At 70.5% G+C, this 15,021-nt stretch carries 14 protein-coding genes and 1 tRNA gene; 10 read left to right on the top strand and 5 right to left on the bottom strand.

Annotated elements, in window-relative coordinates:
- Window positions 1-94: 94 nt before the first annotated feature.
- The gene (locus C9992_RS04215; protein WP_106814291.1) at window positions 95-1,294 is read left to right on the top strand and encodes an aminotransferase class I/II-fold pyridoxal phosphate-dependent enzyme; all 1,200 of its coding nucleotides are present in this window, start codon (window positions 95-97) and stop codon (window positions 1,292-1,294) included.
- Between the two features lie 6 nt (window positions 1,295-1,300).
- Here C9992_RS04215 and C9992_RS04220 read toward each other — a convergent pair whose 3' ends face one another.
- Window positions 1,301-2,104, bottom strand: coding sequence for a carbon-nitrogen hydrolase family protein (locus tag C9992_RS04220; RefSeq protein WP_106814292.1), 804 nt, complete (start codon window positions 2,102-2,104; stop codon window positions 1,301-1,303).
- Window positions 2,101-2,637: a DUF6328 family protein gene (locus C9992_RS04225; RefSeq protein ID WP_106814293.1), complete on the bottom strand. Its 537-nt coding sequence runs from the start codon at window positions 2,635-2,637 to the stop codon at window positions 2,101-2,103. The genes C9992_RS04220 and C9992_RS04225 overlap by 4 nt, the downstream gene beginning before the upstream one ends.
- Window positions 2,638-2,731: 94 nt before the next feature.
- On the opposite strand from C9992_RS04225, the gene C9992_RS04230 reads away from it, so the two are divergent.
- A tRNA-Met gene (locus tag C9992_RS04230) sits at window positions 2,732-2,805 on the top strand.
- A gap of 67 nt (window positions 2,806-2,872) precedes the next feature.
- On the opposite strand, the gene C9992_RS04235 is transcribed toward C9992_RS04230, so the two are convergent.
- Complete coding sequence (locus tag C9992_RS04235; protein ID WP_106814294.1) at window positions 2,873-3,421, bottom strand: MarR family winged helix-turn-helix transcriptional regulator; 549 nt, start codon at window positions 3,419-3,421, stop codon at window positions 2,873-2,875.
- Between the two features lie 80 nt (window positions 3,422-3,501).
- Here C9992_RS04235 and idi point away from each other — a divergent pair, with 80 nt between their 5' ends.
- The 7 genes from idi to C9992_RS04270 are packed head-to-tail and all read left to right on the top strand — an operon-like array spanning window position 3,502 to window position 9,117.
- Window positions 3,502-4,062: an isopentenyl-diphosphate Delta-isomerase gene (idi, locus tag C9992_RS04240; RefSeq protein ID WP_106814295.1), complete on the top strand. Its 561-nt coding sequence runs from the start codon at window positions 3,502-3,504 to the stop codon at window positions 4,060-4,062.
- Window positions 4,059-5,114: a polyprenyl synthetase family protein gene (locus C9992_RS04245; RefSeq protein WP_106814296.1), complete on the top strand. Its 1,056-nt coding sequence runs from the start codon at window positions 4,059-4,061 to the stop codon at window positions 5,112-5,114. Before idi ends, C9992_RS04245 begins: the two co-directional genes overlap by 4 nt.
- Entirely contained in the window at window positions 5,111-5,989 is an 879-nt protein-coding gene (locus C9992_RS04250) for a phytoene/squalene synthase family protein (RefSeq protein WP_106814297.1), read from the top strand. Before C9992_RS04245 ends, C9992_RS04250 begins: the two co-directional genes overlap by 4 nt.
- Entirely contained in the window at window positions 5,986-7,545 is a 1,560-nt protein-coding gene (gene crtI, locus C9992_RS04255; protein ID WP_106814631.1) for a phytoene desaturase family protein, read from the top strand. Before C9992_RS04250 ends, crtI begins: the two co-directional genes overlap by 4 nt.
- 2 nt (window positions 7,546-7,547) lie before the next feature.
- Window positions 7,548-7,904, top strand: a complete 357-nt coding sequence (locus tag C9992_RS04260; protein WP_106814298.1) for a lycopene cyclase domain-containing protein — start codon at window positions 7,548-7,550, stop codon at window positions 7,902-7,904.
- Window positions 7,901-8,227 (top strand): lycopene cyclase domain-containing protein, encoded by a 327-nt coding sequence (locus C9992_RS04265; RefSeq protein ID WP_106814299.1) that lies wholly within the window; start codon window positions 7,901-7,903, stop codon window positions 8,225-8,227. Before C9992_RS04260 ends, C9992_RS04265 begins: the two co-directional genes overlap by 4 nt.
- Window positions 8,224-9,117 carry a prenyltransferase gene (locus tag C9992_RS04270; RefSeq protein WP_235007969.1) on the top strand — a complete coding sequence of 298 codons (894 nt, stop codon included), beginning with the start codon at window positions 8,224-8,226 and terminating at the stop codon, window positions 9,115-9,117. The genes C9992_RS04265 and C9992_RS04270 overlap by 4 nt, the downstream gene beginning before the upstream one ends.
- 13 nt (window positions 9,118-9,130) lie before the next feature.
- Here C9992_RS04270 and C9992_RS04275 read toward each other — a convergent pair whose 3' ends face one another.
- Entirely contained in the window at window positions 9,131-12,043 is a 2,913-nt protein-coding gene (locus C9992_RS04275; protein ID WP_106814300.1) for a UPF0182 family membrane protein, read from the bottom strand.
- Window positions 12,044-12,149: 106 nt separating this feature from the next.
- Window positions 12,150-13,277 carry a YlbL family protein gene (locus C9992_RS04280; RefSeq protein WP_106814301.1) on the bottom strand — a complete coding sequence of 376 codons (1,128 nt, stop codon included), beginning with the start codon at window positions 13,275-13,277 and terminating at the stop codon, window positions 12,150-12,152.
- A 144-nt stretch (window positions 13,278-13,421) separates the two neighbouring features.
- Here C9992_RS04280 and C9992_RS04285 point away from each other — a divergent pair, with 144 nt between their 5' ends.
- Window positions 13,422-14,843 carry a zinc-dependent metalloprotease gene (locus C9992_RS04285; RefSeq protein ID WP_106814302.1) on the top strand — a complete coding sequence of 474 codons (1,422 nt, stop codon included), beginning with the start codon at window positions 13,422-13,424 and terminating at the stop codon, window positions 14,841-14,843.
- The last annotated feature ends 178 nt before the right edge of the window (window positions 14,844-15,021 follow it).

Below are 15,021 nucleotides of genomic sequence, written 5' to 3' on the forward strand. Positions count from 1 at the left end.
ACTCACCACTGTGCCCACCGATGCTGTGCGTTTCTTATGTCGCGAATGGGACTCGCCTATGCAAGCGGGATGAGTCGCCCGATACGGTGAAGCGATGCGAGACATCCCTGGAGCGTGGCGCCGCACGGCGGTCGGCGCCGGACTCGTCGCCGCCGACGGCTCGATCCGCCCTACCATCTTCGCCGAGATGTCGGCACTCGCGGCGCGGACCGGCGCCATCAATCTCGGCCAGGGCTTCCCGGACGAAGACGGGCCTGCCGCGGTCCTCGAGGTCGCGCGCGAGGCGATCGCGGGCGGCGCGAACCAGTACCCGCCGGGGCGCGGCATCCCCGACCTGCTGGGCGCCATCGCCGAACATCAGGAGCGCTTCTACGGGCTGCACGTCGATCCTGATCGCGACGTGCTGGTCACGGCGGGGGCCACCGAGGCGCTCGCCGCCGCTCTGCTGGCGTTGCTGGAAGACGCCGACGACGAGGTCGTCGTGTTCGAGCCCTATTACGACTCGTACGCGGCGGTCGCCGCTCTCGCGGGGGCGAGGCTGGTCCCGGTGCGACTGCGGTGGCCGGACTTCCAGCCCGACCTCGATGAGCTCCGCGCCGCGGTCAGCGATCGCACCCGCATCATCCTCGTCAACGACCCGCACAACCCCACCGGCGCCGTGTTCTCCCCCGAGGTCCGTGCCGAGGTCGTGCGGCTTGCGGAGCGCCATGATGCCGTGATCGTCACCGACGAGGTGTACGAGCACCTCGTGTTCGACGAGCCGCACGTGCCGATCGCCACCCTCCCCGGTGCGTGGGAGCGCACGCTGACGATCTCGTCCGGCGGCAAGACGTTCTCAACGACCGGCTGGAAGATCGGCTGGGCCTGCGGTCCGGCTCCGCTCGTGGACGCGGTACTCGCCGTCAAGCAGTTCCTCACGTACGTGAACGGCAGCCCCTTCCAGCCTGCGATCGCCACGGGCCTGCGCCTCGGCGACGACTTCTTCCGCGGGATCGCGCAGACGTTGCGCACCAAGCGCGATCTGCTGGGCGCAGGGCTCCGAGCCGCCGGCTTGGTGGTCTCCACACCCGCGGGTTCGTATTTCACGGTCGCGGATGCTGCGGCACTGGGAGCCACGGACGCCGCGGAGTTCTGCCGCGCGCTCCCCGAGCGAGCCGGGGTCGTGGCCATCCCGCTCACCGCCTTCACGACGCCCGCGCACCGTGACGACTACCGGAGCCTTGTGCGATTCGCGGCGTGCAAACGGGTCGACGTGCTCGAAGAGGCGGCATCCCGCCTCGCCCACTGGGCCTGACGCGGTTCAGCGAGGCCCGACGCCGAACCGGCGGAGACGAAGCGCGGGGTTGACCCGGCGCACCCGCTCGACGGCCGCGACGTCCAGATGGGCCACCGCGACGTCCGTCGCCGTGCCGATGGCGGCAAGCTCCACGCCCTGGGGGTCGACGATGAGCGAATGACCGACCCCCAGCGGCGGCGGATGGTCGGCGGCCGCCATGAACACCGTGTTCTCGATCGCGCGGGCATGCAGGAGCGTGCGCCAGTGGTGCTCCTTCAGCGGGCCGCGCACCCATTCCGACGGCACGACGAAGACGTCGGCCCCGGCGTCCACGAGCAGCCGCCCCACCTCCGGGAAGCGGAGGTCGTAGCAGGTCATGAGGCCGAAGCGCAGGCCCGCGAGCTCGAACGTCTGGGGCGGTGAGGCATCCCCCGGCTCCACCCAGTCCGACTCGCGCTGCCCGAACGCGTCGTAGAGGTGCAGCTTGCGGTAGTGCGCGCGCAGCCCCGCGCCGTCCACAGCCACGACCGTGTTCCGCACCCGCCCTTCGTCGCTCGCGTGCTCCAGCAGTCCCGCGACGATCACGACCTCGTGCTCGGCCGCGATCCGGGTGAGCGCGCTCACGAAGGGGCCGTCGAGGTGCTGCGCGTTCTCGGCGAGCGTCTGGTCGAACGGGTCGACGAAGTAGCTGGAGTACTCGGGGAACGCCACCAGGCGCGCGCCGCGGGAGGATGCCGTGGCCACCAGATGCGCGATCACCTCGAGGTTGGCGGCGGTGTCGGCCGTCGGGGCGAACTGACCGACGCCGATGGCCAGAGTCTCGGTCACGTGCGGGTTCCGTTCGTGCGCAGGCGCGCGCGGATCACCGCGGGCGCGACCAGCCACAGCGCGAGGATGAGCACGGCGAGGGGGATCAGCGCCCACCAGAAGGCGGAGCCGCCGAGCACGACGTCGAAGACGAACGCGACCACGCCCACCAGCAGCACCGAGACGGTCGTCAGGGCGGTGATCAAGGCGACGTGACCGTACCGGACGACGGCCGGTTTCGCGCCCTGCTGGAACAGCACCCGGTGCAGCGCCACCGGAGCGAGCGCGATGATCGAGCTCAGCGCCGAGAGCACGACCAGCCCCAGATAGATCGAGCGCTGCCCCGTAGACAAGTCGCCGAACGCGGGCTGGAATGCCAGCGCCAGCAGGAAACCGGTGAGGATCTGCGTGCCGGTCTGCAGGACACGCAGCTCTTGCAGCACCTCGTTCCAGTTGCGGTCCGCCCGCTCCGCCGGCGTCTCGTCGCGCCCATCGGCGCGGTCGTCGCCCACGCGCGCGTCGCGCACCGCAGGCGCGCTGTGTTCCGCAGACATGCCGCCCATCCTCTCTCCCGGCACGCGCTGCGGCAAGCGGACGCGCCCCGTGTCGCGACGCCTCCGAAATCCGTGCTAGGCTCTTTACTTGTGCCGCGGGGTGGAGCAGCTCGGTAGCTCGCTGGGCTCATAACCCAGAGGTCGCAGGTTCAAATCCTGTCCCCGCAACAGAAAACACGAAGAGGGCGTCCCGCAAGGGGCGCCCTCTTCGGCGTCCGCCGGCATCTGCCAGGTCTCAGGCCGATGCGGCGTCGCCGGGCGACGGCAGAGGCAGCGCGGCGAGCCGCGGGGACGTCGCCCCGGCAGGTGCGGCAGCCGAGGGATCCATCGCACCGCTGAGGTCATCGAGGAACCGCGACACGACGGCGAGCTCGTCTTCGTCGTAGCGCATGGCCACCTCGCGCATGGCGCGCAGCCGCTCCCCGAACACCCGGAAGAACGCTGCGCGGGCCTGGTCGGTGAGCACCACCACCCGCGCGCGGCGGTCGCTCGGGTGGGGCAGGCGCTCCACGTGCCCCGTGTCGACCAGCCGGTCCAGGAGCTTCGTCGTCGACGCGGTGGAGATCCGCAGGTGACGTGCGATGTCGCGAGGACTCACCAGCCGCCCGGCGGTCTCCCGGATCACGAGCATGCGCAGCGCGGCGACGTCGGTCGCGTTCATGTCCATGTCGTCCTTCATGGCGCTGTGCATGCGCTCCATGGCGTCGCTGAGGGCACGGATGCCGGTGAGCACGCGCATCACCGCGTGCTCATGCTCCGTCTCAGGGAGCCATCTCTCAGACATCGTGGACGTTCCTTTCGACCCGTTGTAGCATCGCACAACACCGATTGCTAGATTGGCTAGCAATCTGAGAGGATCCGGCCATGACCGAGACCGAGCACGTGGTGCTGCTGGACGACGAGGGCCGCCCCGTCGGCACAGCGCCGAAGGCAAGTGTCCACGGCCCGGACACCGCCCTTCACCTCGCGTTCTCGTGTCACGTGCTGAACTCTCGAGGTCAGGTGCTGATCACCCGCCGCGCCCTCACCAAGCGCACGTGGCCCGGGGTGTGGACGAACTCGTTCTGCGGTCACCCGCGGCCCGCCGAACCGGTCCTCACGGCGGTCCGTCGTCACGCCGAGCTGGAGCTCGGACTGGGCCTGGCGCCTGCCGACATCCGCCTCGTGCTCCCCCTGTTCCGCTATCGCGCGACGGACGCGAACGGTGTCGTCGAACACGAGGTGTGCCCTGTCTACATCGCCCGGACCGACGAGGAGCCCGTGCTCAACCCGGTCGAGGTTCTCGATGCCCGCTGGGTCGAGCCCGAGGCGCTCGCGACCTCACTCCAGGCCACACCGTGGGCGTTCAGCCCGTGGCTGGTGCTCCAGGCGCAGCAGCTCGACCTCTTCGGCGGAGCGGTCGCGGACCATCGAAGGGCATCATGATCCCGGCGGCTCACGACCCCGACCTCCACATCGCGATCGACGGAGCCCTCGCTCGCATCTGTGAACGCGCCCACGGCCTCGGCCCCGCGTTCGGTGCGCTGGGCGAGGCGATCGCCGGTGCGGCACGAGGCGGCAAGCGGTTCCGTCCTGCGCTGGTGATGGCCTCGTTCTCCGCGTTCGCGGGCGCGGATGCCGACCCGTCGGCGGCGCTGTCGATCGCCGCGGCATTCGAGCTGCTGCACACCGCCTTCGTGGTGCACGACGACGTCATCGACCACGACACGATGCGGCGAGGAGTCCCGAACGTCGCCGGTGCGTTCCGCCGGCGGGCTGTCGCGGACGGCGCCGACGCGGAGGGCGCCGCCGTGCTCGGCGATGCCGCCGGGATCCTCGCCGGCGACATCCTGCTGCACGAGGCCTTCCGCCTGGTGGCGATGGCGCCCATCGACGACGCGACGCGCGAACGGCTGCTCGCGCTCGTGGACGATGCTGTGCTGGTGTCGGCGGCCGGAGAGCTGGCCGACGTGGAGCACAGCGTCACCGCCCGGTTTCCCACGCGCTCGGCGACCCTCGACGCCGCGTTCAACAAGACGGCTGTCTACTCGTTCCGCGCGCCGTTGCAGGCCGGCGCTCTCCTCGGCGGCGCTGATGCGGACGCCGTGCGCATCGTGGGCGACGCCGGGGGAAGCCTCGGCTTGGCGTTCCAGCTCGTCGACGACCTCATCGGCGCGTTCGGCACGGCGGAGCAGACCGGCCGCGACATCGCACCCGATCTCCGGGAGACCAAGCGCACGCCGCTTGTCGCGTGGGCCCGCGAATCGGCAGGGAAGAGCCGTGTCGACGAGACGCTCGCCGCTGCGCGCACCGGACCGATCGCCGTGCGCGCGGCCCAGCGGGTGCTCGAGCAGAGCGGCGCGCGCGAGAGGGTGACCGACCTCGTCATCGACCTGCTGGACGAGGCGCGCGGTGCGTCGCGGCATCCCGCGCTCCCGGAGCGGGCAGGCGCCCTGCTGCGCCTGGTCGCGGACGGCATCGAAGGGCGCATCCCATGACCCCCGAGCGCAGCACGGCGACGGGGCTCGCCCTCTACGACAGAGCAGCCGCGGATGCCGCAGCGACCGTCATCGCGCGCTACTCGACGTCTTTCGGGCTCGCGTGCCGTCTGCTCGGACCGCGCCCGCGTCCGCACGTGCGCAACATCTATGCCCTCGCCCGAGTGGCGGACGAGGTCGTCGACGGACCGGCCGCAGAAGCCGGCCTGTCGGCTGAGGCCACGAATGCGGTGCTCGACGAGCTCGAACACGAATGCCTGACGGCCATCGACCGCGGCTTCAGCGCGAATCTGGTGGTCCACGCATTCGCGGGTACGGCGCGCGAATGCGGCATCGGCCGCGAGCTCGTCGTCCCCTTCTTCACGTCGATGCGCACGGATCTGCGCACGCGGCGCCACGACGCCGCATCACACGATGCGTACGTCTACGGCTCCGCCGAGGTCATCGGGCTCATGTGCCTTCGTGTCTTCGTCAACGCCGGCGCTCCGCAGCCGGTCGCTCCCGCCCCCGACCTCGTGGCCGGCGCACGGAGCCTCGGCAGGGCGTTCCAGGACGTGAACTTCCTGCGTGATCTCGCTCACGACCGCCGGGTGCTCGGTCGGGAGTACCTTCCCGTCGCATCTGCGGCCGGCGACCGCTCCGTGGTGCTGCAGCGCATCGACGCAGACCTTGCTGCTGCGGCACAGGTGATCCCGGCGCTGCCCCCCGACTGCCGGCGCGCGGTCACCGCTGCGCACGACCTGTTCGCCGAGCTGGCCGCGCGACTGCGGGCGTGCGATGGCACCGAAAACCGTGTGCGCGTGCCCGACGCTGTCAAGGCGAGACTGGCCGCACGTGCCATGCTCGGGTGGGCGCCGCGCGGGGCGCGGACATGACCGGCAGGCAGCGGCGCGCCGTCGTGATCGGCGGCGGCATCGCGGGCCTGGCCACTGCCGCGCTCCTGTCCGCCGAGGGCTGGAGCACCACGCTCTTCGAGGCCCGGGACGAGATCGGCGGGCGAGCCGGATCGTGGCGCCACGGGGCCTTCCGGTTCGACACCGGCCCCAGCTGGTACCTCATGCCCGAGGTGTTCGACCACTTCTTCCGACTGCTCGGCACGACCGCCGACGAGGAGCTGGACCTCGTCCCCCTCGATCCGGCGTACCGGGTGTACTCGGATCCGGCGACCGGTCTGGACCCGCTCGATGTGAGGTCGGGTCGCGAGGCGGCGACCGCGCTGTTCGAGAGCGTCGAGCCGGGCGCTGGAGCACGCCTGGATGCCTATCTGGATTCGGCCGCTGAGGCCTACGACCTCGCCGTCACCCGGTTCCTCTACGACACGTACGAGACCACCTCAGGACTCCGCGACCCCGCGCTGCTGCGTCGCATGCCGCGGCTGGCCCCGCTGCTGACGCGCAGCCTGGCGCGCCACGTCGAGCGTCGTTTCACCGACCCGCGGCTTCGTAAGATCCTCGAGTACCCGGCGGTCTTCCTCGGCGGCTCGCCGTACGGCGTGCCGAGCCTGTACCACCTGATGAGCCACCTCGATCTCGGCGACCGGGTGCTGTATCCCCGCGGCGGATTCACCGAGGTGATCGCGGCCGTCGCGCGCGTGGCCGAGGCATCCGGCGTCACCATCCGGACCGGAGCCGCCGTCGCCTCGATCACCGCCTCCGACGGCGCGGCGACCGGTGTCGAGCTCGCCGACGGCCGACGGGTCGCGGCAGATCTCGTCGTGTCGGGGGCGGACCTCCACCGCACCGAGACGCAGCTGCTCGCGCCGCAGCTGCAGACCTATCCCGAGTCATGGTGGCGCTCCCGCACGCCGAGCCCGGGGGCGCTGCTCTTGATGCTCGGCGTCGAAGGCTCGCTGCCGCAGCTGGCCCACCACACGCTCCTGTTCACACGGGACTGGCGCGGGAACTTCGACGACATCTTCGGACGCCGACCGCGGATCCCCGATCCGGCGTCGCTGTACGTCTGCCGGCCCAGCGCCACGGACTCCACCGTCGCCCCGCCGGGTCACGAGAACCTCTTCGTCCTCGTGCCGGTTCCCGCCGATCCGTCACTCGGGCGCGGCGGCGTCGACGGCTCGGGCGATCCCGCCGTCGAGGCCGCCGCCGACCGCGTGATCGCCCAGATCGCGGACTGGTGCGGCATCCCCGATCTCGCCGACCGCGTCGTCGCTCGCCGCACCGTCGCCCCCGGCGACTTCGCGGACGAGTTCGGCGCCTGGCGCGGAAACGCACTGGGCCTCGCGCACACCCTGAGACAGAGCGCGCTGTTCCGGCCGCGCAACGCGTCGCGGAAAGTGGCGGGACTGGCCTATGCGGGCGCGTCGACGCTGCCCGGGATCGGGCTGCCGATGTGCCTGATCTCGGCCGAGCTGGTGGTCAAGCGCCTGCGCGGCGACCGCTCCCCCGGTCCGCTCGCCGAGCCTGCGAGAGTGTGAGCATGCCGGGACTGTACCTCCTCGCGATCCTCGCCTCGACCGCGGGTGTCATGCTGCTCGACCGACGGTGGCGCCTGGCCGCCTGGCATCGCCCGGGCCGCACCGCCGCGGCGGTCGGCATCGGCACGGCGTTCTTCCTCCTGTGGGACGCCGTCGGGATCGTCGCGGGCGTCTTCGTCAAGGGCGACAGCGCATTGCTGCTCGGGATCGATCTCGCGCCGCATCTGCCGCTGGAGGAACCGGTGTTCCTGGCGTTCCTGAGCTATCTGGCGCTCGTCGTCTCGGCTGCCGCCGAGCGCGCGCTCTCGCGGCGCGACCGACAGGATGCCGGGGCCGCGACATCGCGGGAGATCCCGTGACGTATCCGCTCATCGTGCTGCCCTTCCTCGTCGCGACAGTCGTCGTCGTGCTGACGACCGCGGGGCATCCGCGGTTCGCGCGCCGGATGGGGGCCTCCGCCATCGCCGCCGGCATCCTCGTCACGCTCACGGCGGTCTTCGACAACGTCATGATCGCGGCCGGCCTCTTCGACTACCCCGAGGCGCTCATCTCCGGGGTGCGCGTCGGCCTCGCGCCGGTGGAGGACTTCGCCTACCCGGTGTGCGCCGCCTTCCTCGTGCCGGCGGTGGGCGTGCTGCTGAGTGGACGGAACGGATCCGCGCGCGGGCGGAGCGCATCGTGACAGCCGCCCCTCCGCTGCGGGCCGGCGCGGTGGCGCGGCAGCTCCTGGTCGCCTCGCGCCCGATCAGCTGGATCAACACGGCCTATCCGTTCGCTGCCGCCTACCTCCTGACGACCAGGGGCCTCGATGCGACGCTCGTCATCGGGACGCTGTTCTTCCTCATCCCGTACAACCTGGCGATGTACGGGATCAACGACGTCTTCGATTACGAATCCGACCTGCGCAACCCGCGCAAGGGCGGTGCGCACGGTGCGGTCCTCGATCGCCGGATGCACGCCATCACCCTGTGGTCGTCCGCCATCGCGTGCCTGCCGTTCGTCATCTACCTCGCGGTCACGGGTTCCCCGGCATCGTGGGCGGTGCTGGCGGCGAGCCTGTTCTTCGTCGTGTTCTACAGCGCGCCGCCCTTCCGTCTCAAGGAACGGCCGTTCCTGGACAGTCTGACCAGCAGCATCCACTTCTTCTCACCGGCGGTGTACGGCCTCGTCCTGGCGGGCGCCGTGTGGACCCCGCAGCTCGTCGCGCTCATCACGTCCTTCGCGCTGTGGGGCGTCGCCTCGCACGCGTTCGGAGCTGTGCAGGACGTGGTCGCCGACCGGGACGCGGGAATCTCGTCGATCGCGACTGCGCGAGGCGCCCGCTGGACCGTCCGCTTCTGCCTTGTCTGCTACGCCGCCGCCGGGCTGACGGTGCTCGCCACGGCGTGGCCGGGGCCCCTCGCGGCGCTGGCGGCCGTGCCGTACCTCGTGACGGTGTGGCCGTACCGCTCGCTCGCCGACGAGGAGGCGCCGGCAGCCACCGCGGGGTGGCGCCGCTTCCTGTGGCTGAACCAGCTCTCGGGCTTCATCGTCACCCTGCTGCTGATCTGGTACGCCGTCCTCACCGCGTGAGAACGCCGCGCCCTTACTGCTCGCCGAGCTGGATCAGCTTCTCCACCGCCGCCGTCAGGCGGGCGTCGGCCTCGCCGTACGCCGCCCAGTCGCCCTTCTCCAGCGCCGCCTGGCGATCGAGCATCGCCTGCTGCGCTTCCTGCAGCGCGGCCTGGTAGTCGTCCGCCGGCTCGCTGGGAGTCGTCGGCTCAGAGGGCGTGGGGGTCGGCTCGGGCGTCGGTGCGGGGGTCGCGCCCGGGGTGGGCTCGACATCCGTGTCACCCGCATCGGCACCCGAGTCGCCTCCGAAGAGCGTGTCGAGCGCCTCGTTCAGCGTGTCTTCGAACGCGATGTCGTCGCCGAAGGAGACCAGCACCTTCTGCAGCTTGGGCAGCTTCGTCGCCCCGGAGGACTGGACGAACACCGGCTGCACATAGAGGAGACCGCCACCGACGGGGAGCGTGAGCAGGTTGCCGTTGAGCACCTCGGACTGTCCCTGTTTCAGCAGGTTGATCTGAGACGACACCAACGGGTCGGAGTTGAAGGTGTTCTGCACCTGACCGGGCCCCGGCACGGTGGTCTCGGCGTCGATCACGAGCATGCGCAGCTTGCCGTAGCCCTTGCTCTTGACGCCCGCCTCGCTGCCGGCGTTGGAGTCCACCGCCAGATAGCCCATGAGGACGTTGCGCGCGTTGCCCGTCGTGGACGACGGGATGAACGACGTGAACATCGAGTAGGTCGGGCTGTCCTGGCCCGGCATCTGCATCGTCAAGTAGTACGGCGGCTGCAGCTGCGTGTCTTCCTGCGGGTCGTTCGGAGTCTGCCAGCGGTTGTCGCTCTGGTAGAACGACCGCGCGTCGTCGACGTGGTAGGTGCCGAGGATCGTGCGCTGCACCTTGAACAGGTCGGTGGGGTACCGCACGTGGCTCATGAGGTCGGCCGACATGTCGCTGATGGGCTTGATGGTCGACGGGTACACCTTCTGCCACGACTGCAGCACCGGGTCCTCCTCGTCCCAGGCGTACAGCGTGACCGACCCGTCGTACGCGTCGACCGTGGCCTTCACCGAGTTGCGGATGTAGTTGATGTCGTCGACCGTGAAGCGCGGCGCCGGGTTGCTGGAGTCCGAGATCGCCGAGGTGAGGCTCACCGTCGACGAGTACGGGTAGTTCGCGCTCAGCGTGTAGCCGTCGACGATCCAGACGATCCGGCCGTCCACCACGCTCGGGTAGGCGTCGTTGTCGAGCGTCAGGTACGGCGCCACCTTCTGCACGCGCTCGCGCGGGTCGCGGTCGTACAGGATCTGCGAGTCCTCGTTGACGTAGTCGGAGAAGAGGATCTGCTCGGCCTGGAACTTCAGCGCGTAGATGAGACGGTTGAAGACGTTGCCGAGGCTCGGGCCACCGTCGCCCTCGAAGGTGGTCTTGGTCTCACCGGAGCCGTCCTCGCCCGACGGGTAGTCCAGCTCGACCGGGTCCGCACCCTCGGGCGCGCCCACGATGGAGTACGTCGGAGAGTACTCGCCGAAATAGACGCGCGGCTGGAAGTCCTCCTGGTCCGACAGGAAGCCCGACGCGGGGATGCCGCGCTCGAGGAACACCGGGTCTCCCTCGGTGGTGCGGTCGTTGCCCTTGGCGGCCACGATGCCGTAGCCGTGCGTGTAGACGACCGCGGAGTTCTGCCAGTCCGCCGCCGCGCCGAGCTGATCGAGGTCGAGCTCGCGGACCGAGACGATCGTGTCCTGCGAGACGCCGTCGATGTTGTAGCGGTCGACGTCGAGCGGATCGGCGAACTGGTAGTACCCGCGGTACTGCTCCAGCTGGCGGATGTTCGGCGAGATGATCGCCGGGTCCATGATGCGCACCTGCGCCGTGGTCGCTGCGTCGTCGCGCAGCTGGCCCGCGGTGACATCCGTGACGGCGGCGAAGTCCTGCTGCTCCAGCCCGTCGACGCCGTACGCCTCGTGCGTCATGTCGACGTTGCGCTGGTAGTACTCCTCTTCGAGCGTGAAGCGGTTCGGCTGCACCTGGAAGGTGTTGACCACCCACGGGTAGCCGACGCCCACGACGATCGCCGAGACCACGAGCAGCGCGGTCGCGATGAGGGGGTAGCGCCAGCGACCGATGATCGCGGTGACGAAGAACAGGATGGCGACGATGACGGCGGCGAACGCGAGGATCGTCTGGCCGGGAATGATGGCGTGCACGCCGGTGTAGCCGGGACCGGTGATGCGGTCGCCCGGCTCGACGAGCGTCTTGTAGCGATCCAGCCACAGGCTCGCGCCCTGCACCAGCAGGTACAGGCCGGCGATGACGGCCAGCTGGATGCGCGCAGACTTCGAGATGCGCAGCTCGCGCTGACCGATGCGCACCGAGCCGTACAGGTACGACACGAGGGCGGTCACGAGCAGGCAGATCAGCAGCACCGCGGAGGCGAACCCGATGAGGGAGCTCCAGAACGGCATCGCGAACATGTAGAACCCGGTGTCGAGCCCGAACTCCGGGTCCTTCGTGTCCGTCGCCACGCCGTTGAACCACAGCCACGTGGTCTCCCACTGCGTGGAGGCGGCGAATCCGGCGAAGAACCCGAAGAAGATCGGGATGCCCCACATCGCCAGCCGTCGCAGCGGCTCGACGACCTCCTGGTAGCGGTCCAGCTGCGAGCTCAGCCGTGCGTAGACCGGACGGAGCCGGTACGCGAGCTGGATCGACAGCCACACCGGCACCGCCATGCCGAGGAACCCGACGACGAACATCACCACACGGGCCACCCACTGCGTCAGCAGCACCTCGGAGAACCCGAGCTGGTCGTACCAGAGCCAGTCGGCGTAGAGGCTCGCGAAGACGAAGAACGCCACCACGAGCGCGGCGATGACCGCGAGGGTGATGGCGACGACGCGACGGGTGCGGGAGGGTGTGGCCGGGTTCGGCGACGAGGTCGTGGTCACCGTCCCATCCTAGGCGGCCCGTTCTGAGCGGCCGCCTTGTCCGCGCTGGGCGAACTCCCCGAAACACGCAACGTTTCGGGCACGATCGGGCGAGTCGCTTGACGGCTCAGCCGGCGGTGCACGTCGGCAGCGCGTCGAGGTCGCCGTCCTCCCGCACCGCGTCGAGCACCGACAGCGCCTCGTCCAGGTCCGACACCGCGAACACCCGGAGGTCGCCGGGGATGTGACCGACCACCTCGTCGCAGTTGGCCTCCGGGGCGAGGAACCAGTCGGCGCCGGCATCCAGTGCGCCCCACATCTTCTGGCGGATGCCGCCGATGGGGCCCACCGCGCCGTCGGCCGTGATGGTGCCGGTGCCGGCGACCTGCTGTCCGCCGTTGAGCTCGCCCGGGGTGAGCGTGTCGATGATGCCGAGCGCGAACATCATGCCGGCACTGGGGCCGCCTACGTTGTTGAGCTGGATCGTGACGTCGATCGGGAAGTCGTAGTCCGTGATGAGGTTCACGCCGATGATCCACACCGACTCGCCGTCGGCCGTGGACTCCTCCGGCGTCAGCTCGACGGTCTGCTGCTGGTCATCGCGCTCGATCTGCAGTTCGACCGGGTCGCCCTCCCCCTCGTTGATGACCGCGCGCAGGCGCGCGGCGTCCGTCACCGCCTGGCCGTTCGCCTCCAGGATGACGTCGCCTTCCTCCAGCACGCCCTCGGCCGGAGCACCCTCGATCACCGAGTGCACCGACAGCTGAGCGCCGACGTCGTAGCCCAGCTCCGTGAGCGCGGCGGCCGTCGCCTCCTGCTGCGAGTCGACCATCATCGCCGCGCTCTCTTCGTTGCGCTCCTCGGTCGTCTGCCCCTGGGGGAACACGGAGTCGATCGGGATCACGGCTTTGCTCGGCTCGAACCATGCCATGGCCAGCTCGAACCACGACGGTGTGTGCTCGCGGTTGCCCTGCACCTGGACGGTCAGCAGGTCCAGCGCGCCGTCGGTGGGGAACGTCTCGGCGCCTTCGACCGAGATGAGCGGCACCTCCTCGCCGTCCGCGTTCTCGGCAGTCCCGAGGGTGTTGTAGACCGGGCCCGGGCGCTGGATCACGTACGACGTCGGAAGGAACGTGATGACCAGGAGCACCACCATCGCCACGGTCAGCGCCCACACCCCGGCGACCGTGCGTCGCGACATCCGGGACCGCGTCGCGGGCGGCTCGATGGTCGAGTTCTCGTCGAACAGGGCCACGCGGGACCTCTCTTCCGTGCCTTGTCGATGATGCCTGGTCGTTCGCGACCGGCGTAAGGCGTTCGGGGTCCCTGCCGGGGAGTGCGATGGATGCTGCGACTAGCGTAGAGCGCAACCTCATCGACCGGCTGAAAGGCTGCTGAAGTGGCAGACGACGACACCTCCGCGGGCAACGAGAACAGTCCCGAGGACGATTTCCAGGAGCTCATCCGACAGCTCTTCGGGGGCGGCGCGGGCGGCTTCGACCCGGAGCAGCTGTCGCGGCTGTCGGGCATGAACATCGATCCGGCGATGATGCAGGCGGTGATGCGCCAGCTGCAGGGCGCGTTCGCGAACGCCGACGAGAGCGGCATCTCGTGGGACATGGCCAAGCGTCAGGCGCTGCACATCGCCAATCAGGAGGGGCTGGGCGTGACCGCGGGCCAGCGCACCGATCTCGACCAGGCATTCGCCCTGGCGACCCTGTGGCTCAGCGAGGCGACGGCCATCTCGGAGCTGCCCGCTCCCCCCGAGACTCTCACGCGCGGCGGCTGGGTGGAGGCGACCCTGCCGGTGTGGCAGGAGCTGGCGGAGCCGGTGGCGACGAGCATCGCGGACGCGCTCACGGCGGCGTTGAGCGCGCAGGCGCCCGAAGACATGCAGGGCATGATCCAGGGCGCCGGCCGTCTCATGCGCACGGTGGGCGGCTCGCTGTTCGCCTCGCAGCTGGGACAGGTGGTGGGCAGCCTCTCCAAGGAGGTCGTCAGCGGCGGCGATGTCGGCATCCCGCTGATGCCCGACGGCGAGGCGGCGATCCTCCCCCAGAACTTCGCGGACTTCGGCCGCGACCTCGAGGTCCCCGAGGATCAGCTCGCGCTGTACGTCGCGACGCGCGAACTCGCGCACGCGCGCCTGTTCCGCCACGCCCGCTGGCTGCGGCTGCACGTCATCTCACAGGTGACCGACTTCGCGCGGGGCGTGCACGTCGACACCGATGCGCTGGAGGAGCTCGCCTCCCGCTTCGATCCGTCCGAGCCGGAGGAGCTGCGCCGAGCGATCGAGAGCGGCGCGCTGCTGCCCGCGCGGTCCGAGGCGCAGGAGGCGGCGCTGGCGCGGCTGGAGAACCTCCTCGCCACGATCGAGGGGTGGGTCGAGGTCGTCACCGCAGACGCCACGTCCCGGCTCCCCTCCGCGCAGCGCATCGCCGAGGCGGTGCGCCGCCGCCGGGCCGTGGGTGGCCCTGCCGAGCGGGCCTTGGGCTCGCTCGTGGGCCTCGAGATCCGTCCGCGGCGCATGCGCGAGGCGGCGGCGATGTGGCGCGCGGTGACGGATGCCGTCGGCCCGGCCGCACGAGACGCCCTGTGGGACTACCCCGACCTGATGCCCAGCGCCTCCGACATCGACGATCCGGCATCGCTGGTGGCGCGCCTGGAGGCTCGCGCGCGGGGTGAGGAGCCGGTGCCGGACGAGATGGACGACGCACTTGCTCGCCTGCTCGCCGGCGAGGTGCCCGGCGACGGCTCGGAGGGCGACGGCTCGGAGGACGACGGCGAGAGCGGCACGCCCGACGACCACCGCCCGGTGTAGCAGCGGTCGCCGCCTCCTCCACAGGGCACGGCCGAGGGGAACCGTGCGACGGGTCCTGTGGACAGCCGCGGCGGGCACCGCGCCGTCGGGCAGGATCGGGACATGCTTCGGCTCGACCCGTCCTATCCGCCGGTGTGGCGCTCAGACTCCGTCCTGCAATTCGGCTCGGAGCGCGCGG

Origin of the sequence: Microbacterium timonense (assembly GCF_900292075.1) — a bacterium.
Classification (GTDB): domain Bacteria; phylum Actinomycetota; class Actinomycetes; order Actinomycetales; family Microbacteriaceae; genus Microbacterium; species Microbacterium timonense.